The organism is Bacillus sp. 01N42_2 (assembly GCF_056399565.1).
The window spans coordinates 256398-277883 of sequence record NZ_JBFTRO010000005.1; the positions used below are offsets into that span (position 1 = coordinate 256398).

Consider the following 21486-nt stretch of genomic DNA (forward strand, 5'->3'; position numbering starts at 1 on the left):
AGAGGAAACGGATTGAACAACTTTTTTATCCAAAAGAATATTTCAGCCCGGGAAGCCGGCATGACGGTAAAAGAATATACGGCACAGCTCGGCATTTCGAAACGGCTTCTCGCTGACATTAAATTCGGCGGGGGAGATCTTCTTGTCAATGGAGAGCATGTAACCGTCCGCGCCGTATTAGCGGCAGGGGATGTGCTTAAGATTGAATTCCCAAAGGAGCATGTGAGTGAAACGCTTTTGCCTGAGCCGGTTCCGCTTGACATTCTTTATGAAGATGACCATGTGCTGGTGGTCAATAAACAGCCGTTTGTTTCCTCAATTCCATCACGGGAACACCCGTCGGAAAGCATCGCTAACGGAGTGATCAGCCATTACTTAAAAAGCGGCGTACAGTCGACGGTTCATCTCGTCACCCGTCTTGACAGGGATACGTCGGGAGCGATGCTGATCGCCAAGCATCGGCTTGCTCATTCTCTTTTGTCGGCAGCGCAGAAGAAGGGGCTTGTCAGCAGGCAGTATCTCGCTGTCGTACACGGCGTCATGCAGCAGAAAGAAGGAACGGTGGACGCGCCAATCGGCAGAAAACCCGGCAGCATTATTGAGCGGATGGTAACGCCGGAGGGACAAGAAGCGGTAACGCATTTTCAAACGGAAAAAACCGGACGTGTGTTTACGCTTGCGCAGTTGCGGCTTGAGACGGGGCGGACCCATCAAATCCGGGTGCACATGAGTTACCTTGGCCATCCGTTAGTCGGTGATACGCTGTACGGCGGGAAAAACGAGGGAATTGCACGGCAGGCGCTTCACAGTGAGCAGCTTTCATTCGTACACCCCATAACAGGAGAAACGCTCGTTTTTCATGCCCCCGTTCCTGACGATATGAAAACATTGATTGAACATTTGTAAAGCCCGAACCGTTTACCGGTTTCGGGCTTTTTTCATGTCTGACTGCCTTGATCTTCGCGAAAGCGTGAAGCATCATAAGGCATTGAGCTTTCAACAGAGACGGTTTCATGCTCCGGAAAGCGAAAGCCTGTCAGCTGATTCCCGAAGACGCATCCTGTATCAATGTTGATTGTACGGTTGACGATCCGGGGGCGTTTTACCGGGGTATGGCCGTAAACAATCCATGCCTTCCCTTCATAGGCGGCGGCCCAGTCTCTCCTGACAGGTCTGCCGTCGGGATACGTTTCACCCGTGATATCGCCGTACAACACAAATTCTTTTACCTTACGCGAGTATTTACCGATATCGTCAGCTTTTATGCCGGCGTGGGCGACAACGAGATCGCCATTATGTAAAATGTCATAAAGCGGCGCTGACTCATATAATCGGATAAATTGTCTGGAGACTTCCGTTCTGTCGGCGAAAGACAGCTCTTTCAGTTCGGCTGCCGTCGTTTCCAGTCCGTGCATCACTTTTACGGGGTTTCCTTTTAAGTAACGATACAGTTTGTTGCAATGATTTCCCGGGACATAACGGACGATGCCTTTTTCATATGCTTTTGCCACGAAACGCATCACATCTACGGATTTGGGGCCTCTGTCTGTTAAATCTCCCGCAAAGACTAGCGTTCTGTCTTCAGAATGGACGGGCATTCCGTCTTTCACTTCATATCCGAGCTTTTGCATTAACGCGATCATTTCGTCATAACATCCGTGTATATCGCTGATGATGTCATAAGCCATTCTGTCAGCCTCCCTTTTCCGGTTTTTTATTTATTATGGGACTAATTCCTTTACCTAATTACGCTGTTTTGGTACAAATTAAAAAAGAATTTGAAGAAATAATGCCTTATCACTTTTTTTTCGCCGCCAGCCTTGTTAGAATATGCGTTATGTTTTTAAAAAAAGTAAGGTATTGCCCGCTTTAAGCGGGCTTTTATAACCCTTGTTTTAAGGAGGTATTTACAAATGGAACACACATCAGTCGCTTCTTTAGTCGTCGTTCTGATCGTCGCTTTTTTGACGCCGCTCCTTTTACATCGGTTTAAGCTCAGCATTCCGGTCGTTGTCGCGGAAATCATCATGGGGCTTATTATCGGAAAAAGCGGCCTGAATCTCGTCGTTCAGGGAGACACGTGGCTGGAGACGCTGTCTGTTCTCGGCTTTATCTTTTTAATGTTTTTAAGCGGATTGGAAATTGACTTTTCGTCATTTGAGAAAGGGAAGAAAAAACAATTCCTTCCGAACGGCAAGGAAGCACCCAATACGTTTTCTGCCGCATTGATCATATTTTTCGGCATCTTTATTTTATCATTGCTGCTGTCCTATGCCTTTGTATTAGCCGGTTTTATTCAAAACGCGTTTTTAATGACGCTTATTATTTCGACAATATCACTCGGTGTGGTCGTTCCGACTTTAAAGGAAGAACGGATCATGAATTCCAATATCGGCCAGATCATTCTGCTTGTCGCCGTTATTGCGGACTTGGCTACGATGATTCTGCTCGCTTTCTTCTCTTCTCTTTACGGGGAAGACAGCGGAAATATGTGGCTTCTTCTGATTCTCTTTGCCGCGGGGGTGGTGCTGTATTTCTTCGGCAGGATCTTTAAACACCGCTCGTTTGTGCAGTCGATGTCTAAAGGCACCGTCCAGATCGGCACGCGAGCCATTTTTACACTGATTATCGTGCTTGTCGCTTTATCGGAATCTCTCGGGGCGGAAAATATTCTCGGTGCATTTTTAGCAGGCGTTTTGGTATCGCTTCTGTCGCCGAATAAAGAAATGGTGGAGCAGCTGGATTCATTCGGCTACGGGTTTTTAATTCCGATCTTTTTCGTCATGGTCGGGGTGAAGCTGGACATATGGACGCTCTTCCAAGATCCGAAAACATTGACGATGATTCCGCTGCTTCTGCTTGCGCTGTTTATCAGCAAAATATTCCCGGTGTTTTATTTAAAGAAATGGTATGACAAAAGAACCGTGTTTGCTTCGGGGTTTTTGCTGACTTCTACGCTGTCGCTTGTTATCGCGGCGGCTACGATCGGAGAAAGGCTTCACATTATCAGCGCCAATATGTCCGGCGCGCTGACTTTGGTTGCGGTTATCGCCAGCATCATCACACCGGTCGGCTTTAAAAAATTATTCAAGCGGCAAAGTGCGCCGCAGGAAAAGAAGCGCATTACATTTATCGGCGCCAACCAAATGACGCTTCCGGTGACGCTGGAGCTGCCTGATGAGGAATATGATGTGCGGGTCGTCCATGTGTATCAGGAAAATGCCGGGGAAAAGCTTGCGGAATCTGTTTTTTCTGTTGAAACGATTTCTGATTACGAGCCCGGCACGCTTGAGTCGCACGGTATTTTTAAAACGGATATTCTTGTCGTGGCGACGGGAAATGAAGATGTGAACGCTGAAATCGCCTTAATGGCGAAAGAGAAAGGGACTGAGCGCATCATCGCAAGCGTCGGCTCGGTTGAACATGAAACAAAACTGAAGGAAGAGGGCATCAGTATTTTTTCTATCCTTCTGTCTACAAAGACGCTCTTGCGCGCATTAATTGAGGCGCCGGGCGTGATGAACCTTCTAACGAATGAAGAGTCTTCGCTTTATCAGATCAATCTGGAAAATACGGCGTATAACGGCATTATTCTGCGCGAATTTCCGCTGATGGGCGATGTGATTTTCGTTCGGATTTTCAGAGGTGTGGACAGCATCGTTCCGCATGGGGACACGAGGCTGAAAACAGGAGACCGTCTCATCGTTACGGGCTCGCGCAACTACGTGTCGGAGCTGAGAAAAATCCTTGAAGCTTGACCAAATTGCATTTCGTGATAAGATAGAAGGCATAACAAGTAAATGATCAATCGTATGACCACTAGGGGTGTCCTTCATAAGGGCTGAGATAAAAGTGAGACTTTTAGACCCTCATAACTTGAACAGGTTCAGACCTGCGTAGGGAAGTGGAGCGGTATTTTTCGGGTTCCTTTTATCCAGATAAATTCCAAACCACTTTTCCGATGCGGGAAAGTGGTTTTTTTATTTTATCAGGGGGGAAAACTTTATGACATTTTCTGAAGAATGCAGACTGGCGGCAGCCGAATGGTGGGACGGAAGCTTTGTTCATCCGTTTGTAACAGGGATCGGTGACGGAAGCCTGCCGTTAGACCGTTTCAGTTATTATGTACTGCAAGATTCCTACTACTTGACGCATTTTGCAAAAGTTCAGGCGTTTGCAGCCGCATATGCCGAAGACTTGTTTACGACGGGAAGGATGGCGGGCCACGCTCAAGGCACATATGAAGCGGAAATGGCGCTGCACCGCGAATTTACGGAGATTTTAGGGATTACAGAAGAAGAGCGCGCGGCATTTAAGCCGGCGCCGACAGCCTATTCTTATACGTCTCATATGTACAGATCGGTGATGAGCGGGAATTTTGGAGAAATTTTAGCCGCGCTTCTGCCCTGCTATTGGCTTTATTATGAAGTCGGCGAACGCTTAAAGGAATGTAAACCGGAACATCCGATTTACGAAAAATGGATCGGTACATACGGCGGAGACTGGTTCAGACAGCAGGTCGAAGAACAGATCAGCCGTTTTGACGAGATTGCTGAAAACAGCACAGAGGAAATCCGCGCGAAAATGAAAGAGAATTTTGTGATTTCAAGCTATTATGAATATCAATTTTGGGGAATGGCTTATCAAAAAGAAGGCTGGTCCGAGAAGGGCGGAAAAGAGGTGGAATCCTTTGGAGCTGCACGCCGTAACTGATAATCGCAAACCCGTTGCCGAGCTGGCCGAGGATATTCTATCGATTCAGCGCGAAGTAAGCTTTATCCATATCCGTGAGCGGGATAAAACAGCAGGAGAGATCATGCAGCTTTTGTCACTGTTGAAAAGAGGCGGTGCGGATAAGGACAAATTGATCATCAATGATCGGGCGGATATCGCGTTTTTTGCCAATATACACCGTGTTCAGCTCCCGTCCAGCAGCTTTTCCGTAAAGCAGGTGCGAAGCAGATTTCCCCATCTTCATATCGGACGTTCGGTTCATTCGCTGGAAGAAGCCATCCAAGCTGAAAAGGAAGATGCGGATTATGTGGTGTTCGGCCATGTGTTTGAAACGGAATGTAAACAAGGACTTGAAGCAAGAGGCATCAGCCTGCTTTCAGAGATCAAACGCACGCTTTCCATCCCCGTCATTGCAATCGGCGGAATGACACTGCAGACGATCCAGCTCACAAAGCAGGCGAAACCGGACGGAATTGCTGTCATGTCAGGCATTTTCTCAGCTGAAAATCCTGAGGAGGCGGCAAAACGGTATGCACGCGCGGTGAAGGAGGCTGATTATGAAGAAGCACTATGATACGGCGGTTATCGGGGGCGGAATTATCGGATGCGCCATTTCTTATGAGCTGGCGAAGACGCAGCAGAACGTTGTCTTGTTTGAAGCCGGGGAAGTCGGCCGAAAAACGACAAGCGCTGCGGCGGGAATGCTTGGCGCTCACGCGGAATGTGAAAACCGGGATGCGTTTTTTGATTTTGCTATGCACAGCCAAAGACTGTATGAAGCGGCGGGGCAAGAGCTTGAGGAAGCCAGCGGCATTAATATCAGGCGCCATAACGGCGGAATGCTTAAACTGGCGTATACAGAAGAAGACATGACCCGTTTACGGAAAATGGATGATTTATCTTCCGTCACTTGGCTCTCAGCGGAGGAGGTTCTTGAAAAAGAGCCTTACACTTCAAAGGACATTCTCGGCGCATATTTTATAAAAGACGATGTCCATGTCGAACCTTACTATGTTTGCAAAGCATATGCAAAAGGGGCGCGGCGTTATGGCGCTGACATATGTGAGCATACACAAGTCACTTCCGTAAAACGGGTGAACGGAGAATACTGCATCACAACGTCCGGTGGGGATGTTTATGCTGACAAAGTCGCAGTTGCCAGCGGTGTATGGAGCGGCCGGTTTTTCAGCCAGCTCGGCTTGGGACAGCCTTTTTTCCCTGTGAAAGGAGAATGCCTCTCTGTGTGGAATGACGAAATCCCGCTGACCAAAACCCTTTACCATGATCATTGTTATGTCGTTCCGAGAAAAAGCGGGCGGCTTGTCATCGGCGCCACGATGAAACAGGGCGACTGGAGCGACACGCCTGACATCGGCGGGATTGAGGCTATCATTGCGAAAGCGAAAACCATGCTTCCCGCCATCGAACATATGAAAATAGACCGTTTTTGGGCGGGGCTCAGGCCGGGAACAAAAGACGGAAAGCCGTTTATCGGGCGGCATCCTGATAACAGCGGCATCATATTCGCCGCCGGCCATTTTCGAAACGGCATCCTGTTAGCTCCGGCAACGGCTGAAATGGTGCGGGATATGATCCTGGGAAGACAGGTTAAACATGAATGGGTAGAAGCGTTTCGAATTGATCGCAAGGAGGCTGTTCAAATATGATTCTTCAGCTGAACGGAAAACAAATTGATTGGAATCGAAAAGAGGGGACGGTTCAGGATTTGCTTGAATCGTATCAGCTTGATCAAAGAATCGTAGTTGTAGAAAGAAATAAAGAAATCATCGAAAAAAAGAATTATGAAAACACAAGTTTATGTGATCGCGACGTCATAGAAATTGTCCATTTTGTAGGAGGCGGATGAGGATGTTAACAATAGGCGGGAAACAGTTTCAGTCAAGATTGCTGTTAGGAACGGGGAAATATCCGAGTTTTGAGATTCAGAAAGAGGCGGTGGCCGTCTCGGAATCAAATATTTTAACCTTTGCGGTGAGGCGGATGAACATCTTTGAACAGTCTCAGCCAAACTTTCTCGAACAGCTTGATTTGTCTAAGTACACGCTTCTGCCGAATACAGCCGGCGCCGCAACGGCTGAAGAGGCGGTCAGAATCGCAAGGCTTGCCAAAGCTTCAGGACTTTGTGACATGATAAAAGTGGAAGTCATCGGTTGCAGCCGGTCACTTTTGCCTGATCCGGTTGAAACGCTGAAAGCATCAGAGCAGCTGCTTGAAGAGGGATTTATCGTTCTTCCGTATACGTCAGATGATGTCGTGCTCGCAAGGCGTCTTGAGGAGCTCGGAGTCCATGCTATTATGCCGGGCGCTTCACCGATCGGTTCCGGTCAGGGAATTTTAAATCCGCTGAATCTTTCCTTTATCATTGAACAGGCGAAGGTGCCGGTCATTGTTGATGCCGGTCTCGGATCTTCAAAAGACGCCGCCTACGCGATGGAGCTCGGAGCTGACGGCGTGTTATTAAATACCGCTGTGTCAGGCGCTGATGATCCGGTCAAAATGGCCCGGGCGATGAAGCTTGCCGTAGAAGCGGGCCGCCTTTCTTATGAAGCCGGGCGGATTCCGGTGAAAGATTACGGAACTGCAAGCAGTCCGCGGGACGGTCTTCCGGTATGACGGACAGATATTCCAGACAGGAGCTGTATCAGCCGATCGGTCCCTCCGGACAGGAGAAGCTCCGGTCGTCTCATGCCGTGGTTATCGGCGCGGGTGCGCTTGGTGCGGCAAATGCAGAGATGCTTGTCAGAGCAGGGGTCGGGAAGGTAACGATCGCTGACAGAGATTATGTGGAGTGGAGTAATCTCCAGCGCCAGCAGCTTTATACCGAAGATGATGTCAGACAGGAAATGCCGAAAGCCGCGGCAGCTGAAAAACGGCTTAAATCCATAAACAGCGATGTAGATGTGAAAGGATTTGTCATGGATGTCACTGCGGAAAACGCACCCGGACTGATTTGTGACGCATCTCTTATCATTGACGCGACTGACAACTTTGAAACGAGGCTGATTGTGAACGATGCGGCTGTACAGAAAGGAATTCCTTTTCTGTACGGCGCCTGTGTCGGCAGCTACGGACTCTCCTTTACCGTCATTCCCGGTGTCACGCCGTGCCTTCACTGTCTGCTTGAGACATTGCCTTTAGGCGGTATGACATGTGATACGGCGGGAATTATCAGTCCGGCTGTATTACAGGCGGCTGTTTTTCAGACTGCAGACGCGCTGAAGCTGTTAACAGGCGGACCTGTTGAGCATGTTCTCCGCTCGTTTGATTTGTGGAAAAATGAACGGTCCGAAATAAACGTTGCCCGTCTCAAGAAAGCGGATTGCCCAAGCTGCGGCACGAACGATTTTCCGTTTTTATCTTACGAGAATCAGTCAAAAGCTGCTGTTCTGTGCGGGAGAAACACGGTACAGATCAGAACAGGAATCTCAGAGCCGTTTGATCTGCAAAGGCTTTCGGGACAGCTCAGACGGGCCGGGCTTGACGTTTCGGCCAATCCGTATTTAATTTCTTTCACGACAGACAGTTTCAAGATGGTTCTGTTTCGTGACGGCAGAGCATTAATTCACGGCACAAGTGACATCAGCAGAGCGAAATCCTTTTATCATAAATGGATCGGATAATGCGAAAGGAGAGAAAAACAGCATGAGCATTTGCAAAGCATTGACGATTGCCGGGTCAGATTCAGGAGGAGGGGCCGGTATACAGGCGGACCTGAAAACTTTTCAGGAGCTCGGCGTCTTCGGGATGTCAGCCATTACAGCGGTAACCGCCCAGAATACATTGGGGGTTCACGGCATCTACCCGCTCACCCGGGAAGCGCTTGGCAGCCAGATCGACGCGGTGGCGGAAGATCTGCGGCCTGACGCGATAAAAACGGGAATGCTGTGGAGCGCGGAGATGATTGCGGAAATTGTGCAAAAAATGGATCAGTACAGACTGGAGCATCTCATCACCGATCCCGTCATGATTGCCAAAGGAGGCGCATCCCTGCTGCGTGAGGAAGCACAGGCCGCGTTAAAAGAGCTGTTAATTCCGCGCAGTTATGCGATTACGCCGAATGTTCCGGAAGCTGAGGCATTGACCGGAATGGAAATCCGTACGTTTGAAGACCGGAAAAAAGCGGCCGAACGCCTTTGTCAGCTTGGCGCAAAGAACGTCATCATAAAAGGCGGACACCAGCCTGAACAGGGGAAAATCGTTGATTTATTATTTGACGGTTCATCTTTTACCGGAATCAGTCACGCCTATATTGATACGAAACACACCCACGGAACGGGCTGTACATTTGCGGCTGCGCTGACGGCGGAAACCGCAAAAGGAAAACATATTCAAGCTGCGTTTGAGACAGCTGCCAACTTTGTGCGTGAAGCCGTGGAACATACGCTCGGCATCGGAGCTGGACACGGGCCGACAAATCATTTTGCCTATAAAAGAAACAGCCTGCAGACGAGATAAAAAGAGACCGCTTCAACACCCCGCGGTCTTTTTCCCATGCTTTCAATCTGGACAAGGTTATGATATGATAAAAATTAAGATCAGGTACTAAATTATGTCTTTAAGACGATTACAGGAGGCTTTATACATATGAATTTCTCACTAGAAGGCCGCAACATCGTTGTGATGGGCGTTGCCAATAAACGCAGTATCGCCTGGGGAATCGCCCGCTCGCTTCATGAAGCCGGAGCGCGCCTCATTTTCACTTACGCAGGGGAGCGATTGGAAAAATCAGTTCATGACCTTGCGGCTACATTAGAAAGAAATGATTCTCTCATCCTTCCGTGTGATGTGACAAATGACGCTGAGATCGAAACTTGCTTTGCGAGCATTAAAGAGCAGGTCGGCGTGATTCACGGCATTGCGCACTGCATCGCATTTGCAAACAAAGAGGAGCTTGTCGGTGAATATTTAAATACGAACCGTGAGGGATTCCTGCTTGCGCATAACATCAGTTCTTACTCTCTGACAGCGGTCGCAAAAGCGGCTCGTCCGATCATGACTGAAGGCGGCAGCATCGTCACACTCACTTACCTCGGCGGCGAGCGCGTCGTTTCAAACTATAACGTAATGGGTGTTGCAAAAGCGTCTCTTGATGCAAGTGTCAGATATTTAGCGGCTGACTTAGGAAAAGAAAACATCCGCGTCAACAGCATTTCAGCAGGACCGATCCGCACGCTTTCTGCAAAAGGAATCAGTGATTTTAATTCTATCCTGAAGGAAATCGAAGAGCGCGCGCCGCTGCGCCGCACGACAACACCTGAAGAAGTGGGTGACACGGCCGCATTCTTGTTCAGTGATCTGTCAAGAGGCATCACGGGTGAAAATCTTCACGTTGATTCCGGTTTCCATATTACCGCACGTTAATTGACAAGCAGTCCCTTTTTAGGGATTGCTTTTTCTTTCTTCTGATTTTAATCATTCCGTCATATAGATAAAACATGACAGAATCGGAGGGATGAAGATGTCAAAACAAAACAGAAACGCGGACAAAAAACCGCTCATGTATATTGTGCAGCCGGATTATTCAGACACGCAATCATCAATGCAGGATATATTAATCAAAAGGAAAACACCTCAGCTGCCTATAGAAGAGCCTGCGCAAGGAAGACAGGAGGAAAAAAGTAAGACTCAGCCTGTCGAAGCAGCGCCTGCCGAACCAGAAAAGCAGACACCTGAACAGCACAGCCGAACAGAGGAAGCCGCACAAGAAATTCCGGCGCAAGTGCAGGATGCTGCTGAGCCCGACGCCGCAGAAAAAGAGCCTGAAGCGGTTCACAATGACGCCTCGGAGGAGAGGGTCCCGCCAAAGCGCGTGAAAAAGCCGATGAGCAGAATGTCCATTCTTGAAAAAATTGATTTCTTAACGAAACTGCCGCATAATATGCCCCGGGCGCTTTGTTTGATAGAAGCCAACGGGAAAACTTACAGAGGCGTAATCGTCGGCAGAAAAAATGATGCCATCTATTTGAGGACGACGAGCAACGGTGCGCCTGCTGAGCTTGCCATCAGCGATATCACCTCGCTGCATCCGCTCGGTTTTTAACCATACAAAAAGCTGCCTGAATTCTTTACTCCGGCAGCTTATTTTTATGCTTTTCGGTTAAGAATGTGTGCGGTTCAGCAATCTCGGGCTAAGGCAATTGATGGCGCAGAAGCTGTGAAGATCGACTTCAACGCAATAGTTTGTTTTTTCTAAACGGAATACATCACAGACAGAATCTTTATCTGTAAAATCAAGGATGTGCTTATGTTCGTCAAAAGCAATAAGCAGGCTTAATGTGGCACAGCCGTCACAGACTCTTTCAACTCTGAAAAAAAGAGTATTAAAGCACGGACCGTTATCCAGCTCGCCGACATTTCCGAAAGCGATAAACGGCGATGATTTAGAAGTGAAAAGCACAAACGGCACTGTATCGCCTAATGAAAAACCCGGCGATAAAAGGTTGGAATAGCATCCGGCCGGGCAATCTTCCTCAACCGCATTTTGCAGGTCCTCAATATTTTCCACCGCTTCACGCACACAGTATGTTGTATTCTTGCTCATAATTTCCCTCCTGACTTCACGTTTTAAATGGCACCGGATTAAACGATATCGGAGAGTCAGCCGCCCGGGCGTCCGGGCGGGCTGATGATTGCATCTGTAATAGAAAGTTGGAAGGGGATTCCTCTTTAGAAAAGATGCGAATCAATGACTATCCGTGATGCTTTTTCTCTTTGTGCGGCGCAGGCCGGTCGACAAGTTCGGGTGAAAGGCATTGAATGGCGCTGAAGCAGCTCAGATCAACTTCAATGCAAAAATCTGTTTTTTCTAAACCGAAGAAATCCGGATCACAAGGATGGCAGACGCTGAGGGTGTCGCCGTGCACATCTACGGGGCGCAATATTGAAAGCGTCGCGCAGCAATCGCAAACTCTTTCTGCCCGGAAGAAAATAGACTCGAAACACTGGCTGTCATCCGCAAATCCTCCGACGTTCCCGAATGTGGAGAACAAACCGCCTTTTTTATCAAACAAGAGAAACGGGATGGTATCTTTACCGGTAACCGTCGGGCTTAACAGATTGGTATAGCATCCAGTCGGGCATTGTTCTTCAACAGCCTCTTGTTCTGCTAAAATCTTCTCGACTGCATCGCATACACAATTTTCATCTCGGCCATGGTGTTTTCCGCAGCTCATGGATTTCAGCTCCTTCTTTTAGGGTATTTGACTTTTGTCTTTAACAACATATGTACGCGAGCCTCACTTGGTGTGGGTGAACGTCTATATATTCATCATATGCGGAGAAAATAAGAAAAAGCAGAGCGTTTTTTAGCTCTGCTTTTCTTTTTAGAGGACGAGAGTGATGACTAAGATGGCAACCAGTGTATTTGTCGCTGTTGAGATCAGCGTTGCGATATCGGCATCTACTGTTGTCACGTTTACGCCGCGGGAGTTTTCGATGAGTAATTTTTGGCGGTTGATTTGTTTGTTAGCTGTCAGCTGCAGTAAGTCTTGTGCGACCAATTCAGCGATGACTCCGTCAGCGATTGAAGTGAGAGTAGCCGTTACGACTGCTGCATTAAGCGCTGTTACAACGGAAGTGACTGCCTGAACGTCTGTCGATGTTACGTTAATATCGCAAGAATCTCTGATAATAATCGCTTCTTCAGAAACTTGTTTGTTGATGTTCGCTTGGGCCAGGTCTTGGTCAAGGAAGGCGTTATCTTCGCCGAATCCGTTTCCGTTACAGCAAACACTGCATCTTCTGCCTTCTTTTTCTTCTTTTTCTTCTCGCGGATGTTCGCATTCAGGATCAAGTGCAACCCAAGAGTATGGTCTGCTTTCCATATCTATTCCTCCTTTTCTTTTACTATTATTAAATGAGCCGGACCCTTACTTTGACTCAGGCATATATCCTGATAAAAATCACTATTTTTTAGTTATTGACCGGGATTTTGGCGTCTTTGCCGGAGCTGTTCGATTAATTGTTCTCTGCGGGTTTGCGGAGTTTTCTGCTGCTCTTGTGCTTTTTCCTGCTCTTTTTTCTGTTTCTGGCTTTCAAGAAAAGCTTCTGATTTCGCCTGCATGTCTTTGACTAAAGCGATCAGCATTTCTTTTTCTTCGTCAGGTATTTCCCGTAATTTATCTTTTGTCACGCCGTGTTTTTTGAAGACATTGCTGACAAGCACTTTTAAAAGCGGGTCCACTTCTGGTAGATTTTCGAGTTCTTTTTTGATTTTTTCGTTGTCTGCCATTTGTTCTCACCTCTATTTTAAAAAATTTGAATAGAAAGAGTTAAAGGATGTCTAGTTCAGCAAAAAGTACATTTAATAATTGAAACAAAATTTGTACAAAGGCCATGATATCGTCTGCTGTCAGTGTGATTTTGACATTGCGGCTGTTCAGAACTTGAATGACGGTCCTCTTTTTTATTTGGCAATCATCGAGGATCAGCAGTTCGGTTACCATTTGGTCGGCTGTGTCTTCATCTGCTATCACGAGCTGTGTCGCGAGGATAATCGCCGCAGTAACTGAGGCTTGTATAGAAAGAGCGGCCGTTATATGTGTTGTATCTACTGTGACATTTTCGCAATCAATCACTTCGATCTTCTGCTCGAATTCGTTGGATAATTGTTCGAATATTTGTGGTTGCAGTGTTTCAACATTTTCTTCAAACGACATAACCTTCACTCCTTTCTCATTCATACTTTATATAATGCAAATGAAACGCCGAGCGGAATAAGAAAAACAACTAAACTGCACCTATTTTTTTCCCGGACAAGGTGCGATTCATGAAGAACAGGGTTTTCGCATATATATTAAGAGGTCAAGTTTTAAAAAGGAGTGAACAGGTGGTTATCAATTGGCTTTCATTTATTCTGTTATCGTTTGCCGTTTTTCGGCTGGCCAGGCTTTTCGTATTTGACACTATAATGGCGCCGCTCCGGAGCCTTTTTCATGAGGAAAAAACAGAAACCGCACCAGACGGCACGACAGAAACCTATATTGTCATAAAAGGAAAAGGCATCAGGGCTTTTATCGGTGAACTGCTCAGCTGTTACTGGTGTACGGGCGTATGGTGCGCCGCCTTTTTAATTGCGGCGCAGATTGTGATTCCCGAGGCTGCGCAATGGCTGATTTTACTTTTAGCCATAGCCGGCGCGGCCGGGATCATTGAAGCTGCGGTTTCGCGTCTTCTCCAGGAATAAGGCGGTTCCATCAGCAACTTACCATTATTTTCTGCATAAAATGGTATATATGACATAAGGAAAGGAAGGATCAACATGAATCAATCAAGCAAACCTTCCCAAAACACTCCATACAAATCCACTGAGTATCAGCCTTACGAAAAAAAAATTAAAAAGAAAGGCTGCGGCTGCGGCCAAAAGAAAAAACCGAGATAGCCGTTTTCTAAAAAAACCGGGGATACCGGTTTTTTTGTTTTTTGCCGAACACCGGCCCCTGTTCCGCATAGATCATAGGAGGAGGGGATGTTATGAATATATTTGAAGCGTTGATCAATGGAAAATACCGCAGACACAATCAAAATCAGCGGGGGCATAACAAACATATCTTATCTATTGAAAAGCAGCTGTCAGAGTTTGATGAAGCCGGTTTGCGCTTCGAGGAATGGATAGATGTGTTTGCCGCTGAAACCGAAGCAAAACTGAAGAAAAATGAGCATTCTCAATAAAATGAAATGAAATCCGCATCGGCCCTATGCATTTATCCAAGCCAAACAAGTCTCATCACATAGAGTATAGAGAGTAAAGGAGGTGCTTAAGTATGGGATTCGGATATGGCGGATTCGGAGGTGGCTACGGCTACTGCGGCGGATACGGTGGCGGCTATGTCGGAGGCGGTTACGGCTCAACATTTGTTCTTGTTGTCGTATTGTTCATCCTCTTGATCATTGTCGGTGCATCCTTTTTCGGCTAAACCTTAGCTAGACCCAGGATAAGCGCGGGATCGTTCCCGTGCTTGCCTGATGTATGAAGGCGTATGAAAACAGGGTATGCGGAATTTTCCGTTGTCTTACGGGCACATGTTCCGCCCTTTGCTCATACAATATCGTATTACTCCACAAAAAGGAGGCACAACATGGATAATCAATTTTTTAAAAATATTGAGAAGAAAACAGGCGTCAGCATGAAGGATGTCATGAACCTCGCGGGATCATTGCAAAATGCAAATTTCAAAGATGAAAACACGGTGAGAGGTGTCATTCAGAAGGTATCCCAGCTGGCTAACAAACGTGTACCGAAAGAATTGGAAGACAAAATCGTTCAATCAATTACAAGCGGTAAAGAGAAACTTGATTTTGGCACCATTTCTAAAATGATGGACAAAAAATAGGCGTCAGCCGGCCTTATTGAAGGCCTTTTTATGTGAGAAGAACCCGGCAGTGATCTGCCGGGCTCTTTATATTCTGAGTGCGCTCCGTCTGTCCGTCCGAAGAAGAGGCTCGAGAAATCTTGAACTGCGCGCTGTTTTCCCCCGTCTGTTCGCGGGACATGATACATATAAATGCTGCATGGCCCTTGTCATTGCGACGTACAGAAGCCGTCTTTCTTCTTCGAGCGGAGCGGGATCGCCCTGTCTCGCCGTCTCAAGCGCGAAGTCATGGGGGATCGAGCCGTCAGCCGCGCCTAAAATATAGACCGTATTGAATTCAAGACCTTTTGAGCGGTGAATGGTCATCAGTTCGACGCCGTTTTCATCGGTTTTCAGATTCTCGGCGGCGCGCATATGATCGACATGCGCAAGAAAATCCGGAATGGTTTTAAATTTTTTGGCGGCCACTTTGACATCCCGGAGATCATCAGAGCCTTTTTCCAGCTTGTTTCCTTCATTGCCCCGTTTTTTTAAATACTCGGAAAAGCCCATTTTGCTTTCGGCGAAGGTGATGGCTTCAACGGGCTTCATTGTCCGGATGCTGGCGAAAAACGGAACGATCTGCTTGATTTTCCCTATTTGAAACGGCTTCAGGTCAGGCAGTTTCGTCAGCGCCTTAATCATCGTGCAATCTTCTGTGATTGACAGCGCCTTTAGCGTTTGCAGGGCGGATTGCTTTAAAAATAAGGCCGGAAGCAGATCTTTCACTGCATCCGTATCATCCTCATTCTGGCTCGCGTATAGGTAGGCGAGGATCTGCCGGACGATTCTGCGGCTGTAAAATGTCTGCACACCCCTGTCGGCATGGTAAGGGATTGATGATTGATGCAGTCTTTCATAAATGGCCCGCCCGGCGCTGTTTGTCCGGTAGAGCACGGCAAAATCGCCAGGGCTCGCACCGTTTTGAATTTTCTCTTTTATATCCGAAACGATCATGGTCGCTTCTTCTTCCTCATCGTAAGGATAAAACATCACGGGATCGTGAGCGCTGTCTTTGACGGCAGAAAGTGTTTTTTCATACCGTTTTTTATTTTTCTTTACAACGGTATGAGCACTTGAGACGATCGGATGCGGCGAGCGGTAATTTGCCGTTAAGTAAATGGTTGTTGCTGCCGGATAGTCTTTCTGAAAATCAAGGATGAAAGACGGGCTGCTGCCGCGGAACGCATAAATGGATTGGTCGTCATCCCCCACGCAGCACAGGTTATTCTCAGGGCTTGCGATCAGCTGCATAATTTTATACTGTACAGGATTAATATCTTGAAACTCATCAATCAAAATATGAGAAAATCTGTTTTGATACTGTGCGAGAATATCAGGCCGGCTTTTTAACAGCTCATAACAGCCTTGAGCCATGTCATCAAAATCAAACTGCCGATTTTCCCGTTTTTGCCGTTCATAATGTTCATAGAGCCTGTATACTTTTTTCTCCCAGTCATCCGCAAGCGGAATTGCCTCATGGGGGAGGTACGTGTTTTTCCAGCAGCCGATAAGCTGAAGCGCCTGGTCGACGGGAAACTCTTTTTCATCCAAATGTTCTTCATAGAGCGCCTTTTTTACATATTGCTCTCTCTGCCATTCCATTTTTAGAAGCTGGCTGCCGTTCCATTTTGAAGAATCAAAATGATACAGTATTTTATAGAAAAAGCTGTGGAATGTTCCCGTCACGAGACGGGAGACTTTGCCGGCTGCCAGCCCGTATTCAGTCGCCATCCGCTCTTTCATTTCGGCGACGGCTTTTGTCGTAAAGGTCACAAGCAGCATGTTCTCAGGTGAAATGCCGAGATGTTCAATCATATGGGCGGCGCGGGCTGTCAGCACCCTCGTTTTTCCGCTTCCCGCTCCGGCGAGCACCAGCAGGGGCCCGTCGGTTTCTGTGACTGCCCGCATCTGTTCACGGTTCAGTCCGATACCTGGAAACAAAGATGTATCAGCTGCTTCAGATATTGGTGAAAACGGCTCGGCTGCAGGCACTTTTTTCGGGCTTTTCCATTCTGAGACGATCGGTTTCGGATTCTCTGAAATCGCTTTTCCTTTCGGCAGACGGAACATGCCGGCTTCCTTATACTCTTCCTTTTCCTTCTCCGCTTTTGGCTCCTTGGCCGCGCATGCTTTTTCACAGGCGGTAAAGTCTCCCTTTTGCCGGTGATAAAATGCCGGCTGCTCTAAAATCGAAAGCCGCATGAAGACGGGCTGGTCACAATGTGCGCAAAAAATATTTCCTTTCTGAGCTTCTTCAAAAAGGAATTGGTAATGTTCTCTAGAATATGTATGTAAATGTATCGTTCGGTTATTCAGTCGGGCGCATTTCAAAAAGGGGTCCTCCCATTAAAAGGTGTTCATCCATTTGATAGACAAAGAATATCATAACAAAAGAACCGCGTTTCAAAAAGTAAGATTAAGGGAAATGAAAAGCGAAGGGGAGGGGTACATATGATTTATGCAGGACGGATTCAAAACCAGCAGTATACTCAATACGCAAACCGGACAGCGGGTTATAGGCCTGATTACGCCGGCATTACGAAAGCGGCCGCCCTCGCCAATGACAGGATGTACAGAGAGGTGGAGCGCCGCCAGGAAAACACCGCAGCCGCAGAAAAGAACGTACATGAGGAAAAACGTAAGCGCTCTCTTTCCTGTCTGCCGCAAATTATGGGAAAAGGCCGATTGATTAATCACTACGTGTGAAAAACCCGGAAAATATCCGGGTTTTTTTGAGTCGTATATATAAAAGATGAAGAAGGAGATGATTTTTTTGAGAAGGTTTACATTATTCATCGCGGGGTTATTTTTATTCGGCCTCTTTATTGCCGGAATGAAACCGGCGCACGCATCAGCGGGCTCCGCAGCAAAAGATGTCACTCTCACACAGCTGGCGCCGCATGTTTGGATGCATACAAGCACCGGCATGGCAGACGGAAGTCCCGTCCCTGCGAACGGATTGCTCCTTGAGACGTCCAAAGGAATCGTACTGATTGATACGCCATGGAATGACAGTCTCACAGAGCAATTAATGACAAAAATAAAACAGCAGTTTCCCGGTAAAAAGATGACCGATGCCATTGTGACACACGCCCATCACGATCGCATCGGCGGGCTGAACACCCTGTATACATACGGCGTAAAGGTGCACAGCACGAAGCTGACAGCCGACTTCGCCCGGCAGCAGGGATATGACCGCCCGCTCGGAGATTTGAAAAACGTGACAAAGCTGCAGTTTGGCGATATGAAAGTTGAAACGTTTTATCCCGGAAAAGGGCATACGGAAGACAATATTACCGTCTGGCTGCCTGAGGATAAGCTCTTATTCGGCGGATGCTTAATCAAGTCATTAGAAACAAAGGAAATCGTGCCTACTCCTGGGTTTTACCCGGACCACTGGCCGCGAGCCGTCCGCAAAGTGATGAAAAGATATCAAGATATCAGTATTGTCGTTCCGGGCCACGGCAGCCCGGGGGATGATCGTCTGCTGCCGCATACGATAAGCCTTCTGAAAGAAACGTAAAAAAGAAGACCGGCGCTCCCATTACGGAGTGCCGGCTTTTTTTATCTCTTCCTAATTTTTATAAAACTGAGGAAAGCAAGTGCAAGCGCCAAAACGGTATATCCCGCTATCGGCCAAACATGCTGATGAAATGAAGAATAATCTCCGGAGATGACTTCCTGAGCCAGCTCGATCGAGTGGATAAACGGCAAGGCATAAGCAATATGTTTGAACGTCTCACCGAGCAGATTGACATCCATCCAAGCTCCGCCCAGAAATTGCACGAGTGTTATATAAATCGTTCCGATACCTGAAATTTGTTTGTCCGTAAACACAGCCCCTAAACATAAACCGAAGAAAACGGACATCATCGCAATCGGCAGAAGTACAGCGATACCGGCGAGAAGATTGATCCATTCGGCTGACAAACCGGCAGCCGCTGCTGCGGTAAAACAAATGACAATTTGTAAAACGGCTAAGGGCAGCATCGGCAGTGTATAACCGACAACATAATCTGCTGTTTTTAAAGGAGAAGCAAACAAACGGGTCAGAAGGGCGGTCTGTTTGTCTTTTGCGATCAGCAATGCAGAGAACATCGTAAGAAAAGCAAAGCCGAAAACAATGAGTCCGGGTGCTAAATGCTGGACTTTAAAGGTGTCAAGCGGCGCATTTTTCTCAATCGCCGTAAACAGAAACAATAGAATAACAGGCAGTGCGATTCCAAGGATGATAGATAGGGGATCACGAAAAATCTCTTTTCGGTTGCGTATGGCGAAATCAAGCATAAAGACCCGCCTCCCCGTCACAAATCGCTAAAAAGGCATCCTCAAATGTGGCTGAATGAGTTTGCTTTTTCAGAGCCTCTGCCGTACCCAGTGCTTTTAATGTCCCATTTTCTAAAATGCAAATACGGTCTGCCAGGGCTTCGGCCTCTTCTAAATAGTGTGTCGTTAAAATAATCGTCATGTCTCCCTTTAATGCCTCAAGATTTTTCCACAACTCGCGGCGTGAACGGACGTCCAGCCCTAATGTCGGCTCATCTAAGAAATAAATATCCGGCTTTGTAATCATGCCCATGGCGATGCTGAGCCGGCGCTGCATTCCGCCTGATAATGTTTTGGTTTTTGCTCTTTCTTTCTCTTTTAATTGAAACAATTCGAGCATCTCATCCGTTCTTTTTTTTCCTTCTTTTTTTGGAATTCCGTAGACACCAGCTATAAACTCTAAGTTTTCCCGCACGGTTAAATGAGGGGCAATGGCTGTTTCCTGCGGAGATATATTCATTTTCGGTTTAATTTTATCCAAATCAGTCAAAATGCTGAAGCCGAGCACTGATGCATCACCTTCATCCGGAGAAAGGAGGCCGCAAAGCATGCTGATTAATGTCGTTTTTCCGGCTCCGTTCTCACCGAGTAAAGCGAAAAATTCTCCTTTTTCAACTGAAAAATCAAGACGGTCAACGGCGGCGGTTTCTTTATAATGTTTCGTTAATTGCTTCAGCTCAATCGCGTGCATTTACTCATCCTCGCCATCTGCGTCAATTTGCTTTGCGTTTAAAATATCTTTTGCAAATTCGAAAAAGAGTTCTTGTTTTACAAGTGCGATACCCTGCTGGTCATCCCCGAGCATAAGCAGTGAGTCCCCGGGATTTATATCAAAAACATCTCTTGCTTCTTTAGGAATGACAATCTGGCCTTTTGTGCCAACTTTAACGGTCCCGAATATATGCTTTCCTTTAGGTGCTGTCATGTGTATCCCTCCGTTGTGTGAATTGTATTTTTTGTATGAATTGTAATACTTCGTATACTAAACATACATCAACATTCCATAAAATTCAATAAAATTCATGAAAAAGTAATATTTTCATAAAAAAAACACTCCTGCCATATCAGCAGGAGTGCTTTTGATTTTATCGTTTGTGTTCCTTTATCATTTCCAGGTGGGGAATGCCGGCATCAAGAAATTCTTCGCCGGATGTGACGCGGTACCCTTGTTTTTCATAAAACGGAACCGCCTGCGTCTGCGCATGTAAGATAAAGCTGCCGGCGCCCTGGGCGGCCGCCGCTTTTTCAAGCGCCTGCATAATGATGGCCCCGACACCGAGAGAGCGGTGGCTTTGCATCACGCAGATACGCTCTAATTTTCCGCGCCCGTCTTTCAAGCGCCATCTGCCGGCTCCGACCGGCTGACCGCCGTCATAAATGACAATATGCTCTGACGCGTCTTCGAATTGATCAATTTCCTCTTCTTCCGGAACGTGCTGCTCTTTAACGAAGACCTCTTTTCTGACGAAAAAAGCGTCGTTCAGATGTTTTTCAGTTTTTGCAACGATGGCTTCCAAACAGTTATTCTCCTCCGCCTAATAAAAATGTTTCGTACACAGTCCATGAGCCGTTATCCAGCTGATAGAGCAGGTGAAAACGGTCGATGACTTCTTCGTGGGAAATGTCCTGCATTTTCAGCTGTCCGAGTACGTCGGAATGTTCATCTGACGACAGCTTCTGGCCGACCGTGACATGCGGAACGAAGCTGTATTCCGGCTTACCGGACAATGCTCCTGAGTAGCATTTCTCACTCAGAGTTTTTAATTCCTCCGTCGGCTCCGCTTTCATATATATCACATTATTCACAGGAGAAAACGAGCTGTATTTTGTGATCTTCAGAACGAGCGGGTGCGACTCTTTCGCCGTCTGTCTCAGCTGTGATACGATCTGCTCGATTTCCTGTTCTGTCGCTTCAAACGGATCTCTTACCGTCAGATGCGGCGGTATGAGCGCGTAGCTCGGGTCATAGCGTTTCCGATACGAATTTGCGAGATCCTGTAATTTTTTTGATGGAAATAAAACAATACCGTATTTCATGAAAGTTCCCTCCTTA

General features: G+C 47.0%; 29 protein-coding genes and 1 riboswitch. Of the genes, 17 read left to right on the forward strand and 12 right to left on the reverse strand.

The genetic code is table 11. The features are described 5' to 3' along the window. Positions 1-12: 12 nt before the first annotated feature. Positions 13-906 (forward strand): RluA family pseudouridine synthase, encoded by an 894-nt coding sequence (locus AC1DN5_RS13565; protein WP_366969551.1) that lies wholly within the window; start codon positions 13-15, stop codon positions 904-906. A gap of 32 nt (positions 907-938) precedes the next feature. Here the strand turns inward: AC1DN5_RS13565 and prpE are convergent, their stop codons facing one another. Continuing rightward, entirely contained in the window at positions 939-1688 is a 750-nt protein-coding gene (gene prpE / locus AC1DN5_RS13570; RefSeq protein ID WP_366969550.1) for a bis(5'-nucleosyl)-tetraphosphatase PrpE, read from the reverse strand. Positions 1689-1913: 225 nt separating this feature from the next. Here prpE and AC1DN5_RS13575 point away from each other — a divergent pair, with 225 nt between their 5' ends. The 10 genes from AC1DN5_RS13575 (at position 1914) to AC1DN5_RS13620 (ending at position 10795) form a co-directional block, all read left to right on the forward strand. Further along, positions 1914-3758, forward strand: coding sequence for a monovalent cation:proton antiporter family protein (locus AC1DN5_RS13575; protein ID WP_016938214.1), 1845 nt, complete (start codon positions 1914-1916; stop codon positions 3756-3758). A 53-nt stretch (positions 3759-3811) separates the two neighbouring features. Continuing rightward, positions 3812-3920: riboswitch (TPP riboswitch) on the forward strand. A gap of 85 nt (positions 3921-4005) precedes the next feature. Beyond that, positions 4006-4713 (forward strand): thiaminase II, encoded by a 708-nt coding sequence (gene tenA / locus AC1DN5_RS13580; RefSeq protein WP_099745143.1) that lies wholly within the window; start codon positions 4006-4008, stop codon positions 4711-4713. Beyond that, positions 4691-5308, forward strand: a complete 618-nt coding sequence (gene tenI, locus AC1DN5_RS13585) for a thiazole tautomerase TenI (RefSeq protein WP_264819977.1) — start codon at positions 4691-4693, stop codon at positions 5306-5308. The genes tenA and tenI overlap by 23 nt, the downstream gene beginning before the upstream one ends. Continuing rightward, positions 5292-6401 (forward strand): glycine oxidase ThiO, encoded by a 1110-nt coding sequence (gene thiO, locus AC1DN5_RS13590; RefSeq protein WP_366969549.1) that lies wholly within the window; start codon positions 5292-5294, stop codon positions 6399-6401. Before tenI ends, thiO begins: the two co-directional genes overlap by 17 nt. Beyond that, the gene (thiS, locus tag AC1DN5_RS13595) at positions 6398-6601 is read left to right on the forward strand and encodes a sulfur carrier protein ThiS (protein WP_003155008.1); all 204 of its coding nucleotides are present in this window, start codon (positions 6398-6400) and stop codon (positions 6599-6601) included. Before thiO ends, thiS begins: the two co-directional genes overlap by 4 nt. Further along, complete coding sequence (gene thiG / locus AC1DN5_RS13600; protein WP_327813922.1) at positions 6598-7368, forward strand: thiazole synthase; 771 nt, start codon at positions 6598-6600, stop codon at positions 7366-7368. Before thiS ends, thiG begins: the two co-directional genes overlap by 4 nt. Continuing rightward, the gene (locus AC1DN5_RS13605; RefSeq protein WP_327813924.1) at positions 7365-8375 is read left to right on the forward strand and encodes a thiazole biosynthesis adenylyltransferase ThiF; all 1011 of its coding nucleotides are present in this window, start codon (positions 7365-7367) and stop codon (positions 8373-8375) included. Before thiG ends, AC1DN5_RS13605 begins: the two co-directional genes overlap by 4 nt. Before the next feature lie 22 nt (positions 8376-8397). After that, positions 8398-9210 (forward strand): bifunctional hydroxymethylpyrimidine kinase/phosphomethylpyrimidine kinase, encoded by an 813-nt coding sequence (thiD, locus tag AC1DN5_RS13610; RefSeq protein ID WP_064777841.1) that lies wholly within the window; start codon positions 8398-8400, stop codon positions 9208-9210. 129 nt (positions 9211-9339) lie between these two features. Continuing rightward, positions 9340-10116 carry an enoyl-ACP reductase FabI gene (gene fabI, locus AC1DN5_RS13615; protein ID WP_013351851.1) on the forward strand — a complete coding sequence of 259 codons (777 nt, stop codon included), beginning with the start codon at positions 9340-9342 and terminating at the stop codon, positions 10114-10116. A gap of 97 nt (positions 10117-10213) precedes the next feature. Continuing rightward, the gene (locus AC1DN5_RS13620; protein ID WP_366969548.1) at positions 10214-10795 is read left to right on the forward strand and encodes a CotO family spore coat protein; all 582 of its coding nucleotides are present in this window, start codon (positions 10214-10216) and stop codon (positions 10793-10795) included. A gap of 57 nt (positions 10796-10852) precedes the next feature. On the opposite strand, the gene cotZ is transcribed toward AC1DN5_RS13620, so the two are convergent. From cotZ to AC1DN5_RS13645, 5 genes are all read right to left on the reverse strand, one after another. After that, a complete protein-coding gene (cotZ, locus tag AC1DN5_RS13625; RefSeq protein WP_016938206.1) occupies positions 10853-11296 on the reverse strand; it encodes a spore coat protein CotZ in 444 nt (147 codons plus the stop codon). A gap of 148 nt (positions 11297-11444) precedes the next feature. Further along, the gene (cotY, locus tag AC1DN5_RS13630) at positions 11445-11927 is read right to left on the reverse strand and encodes a spore coat protein CotY (protein ID WP_047478023.1); all 483 of its coding nucleotides are present in this window, start codon (positions 11925-11927) and stop codon (positions 11445-11447) included. A gap of 150 nt (positions 11928-12077) precedes the next feature. Continuing rightward, positions 12078-12578 (reverse strand): spore coat protein CotX, encoded by a 501-nt coding sequence (gene cotX / locus AC1DN5_RS13635; protein ID WP_016938204.1) that lies wholly within the window; start codon positions 12576-12578, stop codon positions 12078-12080. A 92-nt stretch (positions 12579-12670) separates the two neighbouring features. Continuing rightward, on the reverse strand, positions 12671-12985 hold the full coding sequence (locus tag AC1DN5_RS13640; RefSeq protein WP_016938203.1) for a hypothetical protein: 315 nt from the start codon (positions 12983-12985) through the stop codon (positions 12671-12673). 40 nt (positions 12986-13025) lie between these two features. Further along, positions 13026-13412 carry a spore coat protein gene (locus AC1DN5_RS13645; RefSeq protein ID WP_016938202.1) on the reverse strand — a complete coding sequence of 129 codons (387 nt, stop codon included), beginning with the start codon at positions 13410-13412 and terminating at the stop codon, positions 13026-13028. A gap of 170 nt (positions 13413-13582) precedes the next feature. On the opposite strand from AC1DN5_RS13645, the gene AC1DN5_RS13650 reads away from it, so the two are divergent. The 4 genes from AC1DN5_RS13650 (at position 13583) to spoVIF (ending at position 15086) form a co-directional block, all read left to right on the forward strand. Continuing rightward, positions 13583-13939 carry a DUF1360 domain-containing protein gene (locus tag AC1DN5_RS13650; RefSeq protein WP_015388440.1) on the forward strand — a complete coding sequence of 119 codons (357 nt, stop codon included), beginning with the start codon at positions 13583-13585 and terminating at the stop codon, positions 13937-13939. A 287-nt stretch (positions 13940-14226) separates the two neighbouring features. Beyond that, the gene (locus AC1DN5_RS13655; RefSeq protein WP_366969547.1) at positions 14227-14424 is read left to right on the forward strand and encodes a hypothetical protein; all 198 of its coding nucleotides are present in this window, start codon (positions 14227-14229) and stop codon (positions 14422-14424) included. 92 nt (positions 14425-14516) lie between these two features. Next, positions 14517-14669: a YjcZ family sporulation protein gene (locus tag AC1DN5_RS13660; RefSeq protein WP_316100616.1), complete on the forward strand. Its 153-nt coding sequence runs from the start codon at positions 14517-14519 to the stop codon at positions 14667-14669. A 162-nt stretch (positions 14670-14831) separates the two neighbouring features. Then, the gene (spoVIF, locus tag AC1DN5_RS13665; protein ID WP_016938198.1) at positions 14832-15086 is read left to right on the forward strand and encodes a sporulation-specific transcription regulator SpoVIF; all 255 of its coding nucleotides are present in this window, start codon (positions 14832-14834) and stop codon (positions 15084-15086) included. 66 nt (positions 15087-15152) lie between these two features. On the opposite strand, the gene AC1DN5_RS13670 is transcribed toward spoVIF, so the two are convergent. Next, complete coding sequence (locus tag AC1DN5_RS13670) at positions 15153-17438, reverse strand: ATP-dependent helicase (protein ID WP_047478015.1); 2286 nt, start codon at positions 17436-17438, stop codon at positions 15153-15155. Positions 17439-17558: 120 nt separating this feature from the next. Here AC1DN5_RS13670 and AC1DN5_RS13675 point away from each other — a divergent pair, with 120 nt between their 5' ends. Next, positions 17559-17813, forward strand: coding sequence for a hypothetical protein (locus AC1DN5_RS13675; RefSeq protein ID WP_366969545.1), 255 nt, complete (start codon positions 17559-17561; stop codon positions 17811-17813). Between the two features lie 58 nt (positions 17814-17871). Further along, the gene (gene bla, locus AC1DN5_RS13680) at positions 17872-18630 is read left to right on the forward strand and encodes a subclass B1 metallo-beta-lactamase (protein ID WP_436627795.1); all 759 of its coding nucleotides are present in this window, start codon (positions 17872-17874) and stop codon (positions 18628-18630) included. A 41-nt stretch (positions 18631-18671) separates the two neighbouring features. On the opposite strand, the gene AC1DN5_RS13685 is transcribed toward bla, so the two are convergent. The 5 genes from AC1DN5_RS13685 to AC1DN5_RS13705 form a co-directional block, all read right to left on the reverse strand. Beyond that, a complete protein-coding gene (locus AC1DN5_RS13685; protein WP_366969543.1) occupies positions 18672-19394 on the reverse strand; it encodes an ABC transporter permease in 723 nt (240 codons plus the stop codon). Beyond that, positions 19387-20124 (reverse strand): ABC transporter ATP-binding protein, encoded by a 738-nt coding sequence (locus AC1DN5_RS13690; protein ID WP_016938193.1) that lies wholly within the window; start codon positions 20122-20124, stop codon positions 19387-19389. The genes AC1DN5_RS13685 and AC1DN5_RS13690 overlap by 8 nt, the downstream gene beginning before the upstream one ends. Further along, on the reverse strand, positions 20125-20358 hold the full coding sequence (locus AC1DN5_RS13695; RefSeq protein WP_016938192.1) for an AbrB/MazE/SpoVT family DNA-binding domain-containing protein: 234 nt from the start codon (positions 20356-20358) through the stop codon (positions 20125-20127). Between the two features lie 160 nt (positions 20359-20518). Further along, the gene (locus tag AC1DN5_RS13700) at positions 20519-20950 is read right to left on the reverse strand and encodes a GNAT family N-acetyltransferase (RefSeq protein ID WP_366969542.1); all 432 of its coding nucleotides are present in this window, start codon (positions 20948-20950) and stop codon (positions 20519-20521) included. 4 nt (positions 20951-20954) lie between these two features. Further along, positions 20955-21470 carry a YjcG family protein gene (locus tag AC1DN5_RS13705; protein ID WP_016938190.1) on the reverse strand — a complete coding sequence of 172 codons (516 nt, stop codon included), beginning with the start codon at positions 21468-21470 and terminating at the stop codon, positions 20955-20957. Between the last annotated feature and the right edge of the window lie 16 nt (positions 21471-21486).

Bases quoted from the DNA above. Each gene is read 5' to 3' on its own strand.
- prpE (WP_366969550.1), bottom strand. From the start codon at position 1,688: ATGGCTTATGACATCATCAGCGATATACACGGATGTTATGACGAAATG.
- AC1DN5_RS13575 (WP_016938214.1), top strand. From the start codon at position 1,914: ATGGAACACACATCAGTCGCTTCTTTAGTCGTCGTTCTGATCGTCGCT.
- tenA (WP_099745143.1), top strand. From the start codon at position 4,006: ATGACATTTTCTGAAGAATGCAGACTGGCGGCAGCCGAATGGTGGGAC.
- thiO (WP_366969549.1), top strand. From the start codon at position 5,292: ATGAAGAAGCACTATGATACGGCGGTTATCGGGGGCGGAATTATCGGA.
- thiS (WP_003155008.1), top strand. From the start codon at position 6,398: ATGATTCTTCAGCTGAACGGAAAACAAATTGATTGGAATCGAAAAGAG.
- thiG (WP_327813922.1), top strand. From the start codon at position 6,598: ATGAGGATGTTAACAATAGGCGGGAAACAGTTTCAGTCAAGATTGCTG.
- AC1DN5_RS13605 (WP_327813924.1), top strand. From the start codon at position 7,365: ATGACGGACAGATATTCCAGACAGGAGCTGTATCAGCCGATCGGTCCC.
- thiD (WP_064777841.1), top strand. From the start codon at position 8,398: ATGAGCATTTGCAAAGCATTGACGATTGCCGGGTCAGATTCAGGAGGA.
- fabI (WP_013351851.1), top strand. From the start codon at position 9,340: ATGAATTTCTCACTAGAAGGCCGCAACATCGTTGTGATGGGCGTTGCC.
- AC1DN5_RS13620 (WP_366969548.1), top strand. From the start codon at position 10,214: ATGTCAAAACAAAACAGAAACGCGGACAAAAAACCGCTCATGTATATT.
- cotZ (WP_016938206.1), bottom strand. From the start codon at position 11,296: ATGAGCAAGAATACAACATACTGTGTGCGTGAAGCGGTGGAAAATATT.
- cotY (WP_047478023.1), bottom strand. From the start codon at position 11,927: ATGAGCTGCGGAAAACACCATGGCCGAGATGAAAATTGTGTATGCGAT.
- cotX (WP_016938204.1), bottom strand. From the start codon at position 12,578: ATGGAAAGCAGACCATACTCTTGGGTTGCACTTGATCCTGAATGCGAA.
- AC1DN5_RS13640 (WP_016938203.1), bottom strand. From the start codon at position 12,985: ATGGCAGACAACGAAAAAATCAAAAAAGAACTCGAAAATCTACCAGAA.
- AC1DN5_RS13645 (WP_016938202.1), bottom strand. From the start codon at position 13,412: ATGTCGTTTGAAGAAAATGTTGAAACACTGCAACCACAAATATTCGAA.
- AC1DN5_RS13655 (WP_366969547.1), top strand. From the start codon at position 14,227: ATGAATATATTTGAAGCGTTGATCAATGGAAAATACCGCAGACACAAT.
- AC1DN5_RS13660 (WP_316100616.1), top strand. From the start codon at position 14,517: ATGGGATTCGGATATGGCGGATTCGGAGGTGGCTACGGCTACTGCGGC.
- spoVIF (WP_016938198.1), top strand. From the start codon at position 14,832: ATGGATAATCAATTTTTTAAAAATATTGAGAAGAAAACAGGCGTCAGC.
- AC1DN5_RS13675 (WP_366969545.1), top strand. From the start codon at position 17,559: ATGATTTATGCAGGACGGATTCAAAACCAGCAGTATACTCAATACGCA.
- bla (WP_436627795.1), top strand. From the start codon at position 17,872: ATGATTTTTTTGAGAAGGTTTACATTATTCATCGCGGGGTTATTTTTA.
- AC1DN5_RS13685 (WP_366969543.1), bottom strand. From the start codon at position 19,394: ATGCTTGATTTCGCCATACGCAACCGAAAAGAGATTTTTCGTGATCCC.
- AC1DN5_RS13690 (WP_016938193.1), bottom strand. From the start codon at position 20,124: ATGCACGCGATTGAGCTGAAGCAATTAACGAAACATTATAAAGAAACC.
- AC1DN5_RS13695 (WP_016938192.1), bottom strand. From the start codon at position 20,358: ATGACAGCACCTAAAGGAAAGCATATATTCGGGACCGTTAAAGTTGGC.
- AC1DN5_RS13705 (WP_016938190.1), bottom strand. From the start codon at position 21,470: ATGAAATACGGTATTGTTTTATTTCCATCAAAAAAATTACAGGATCTC.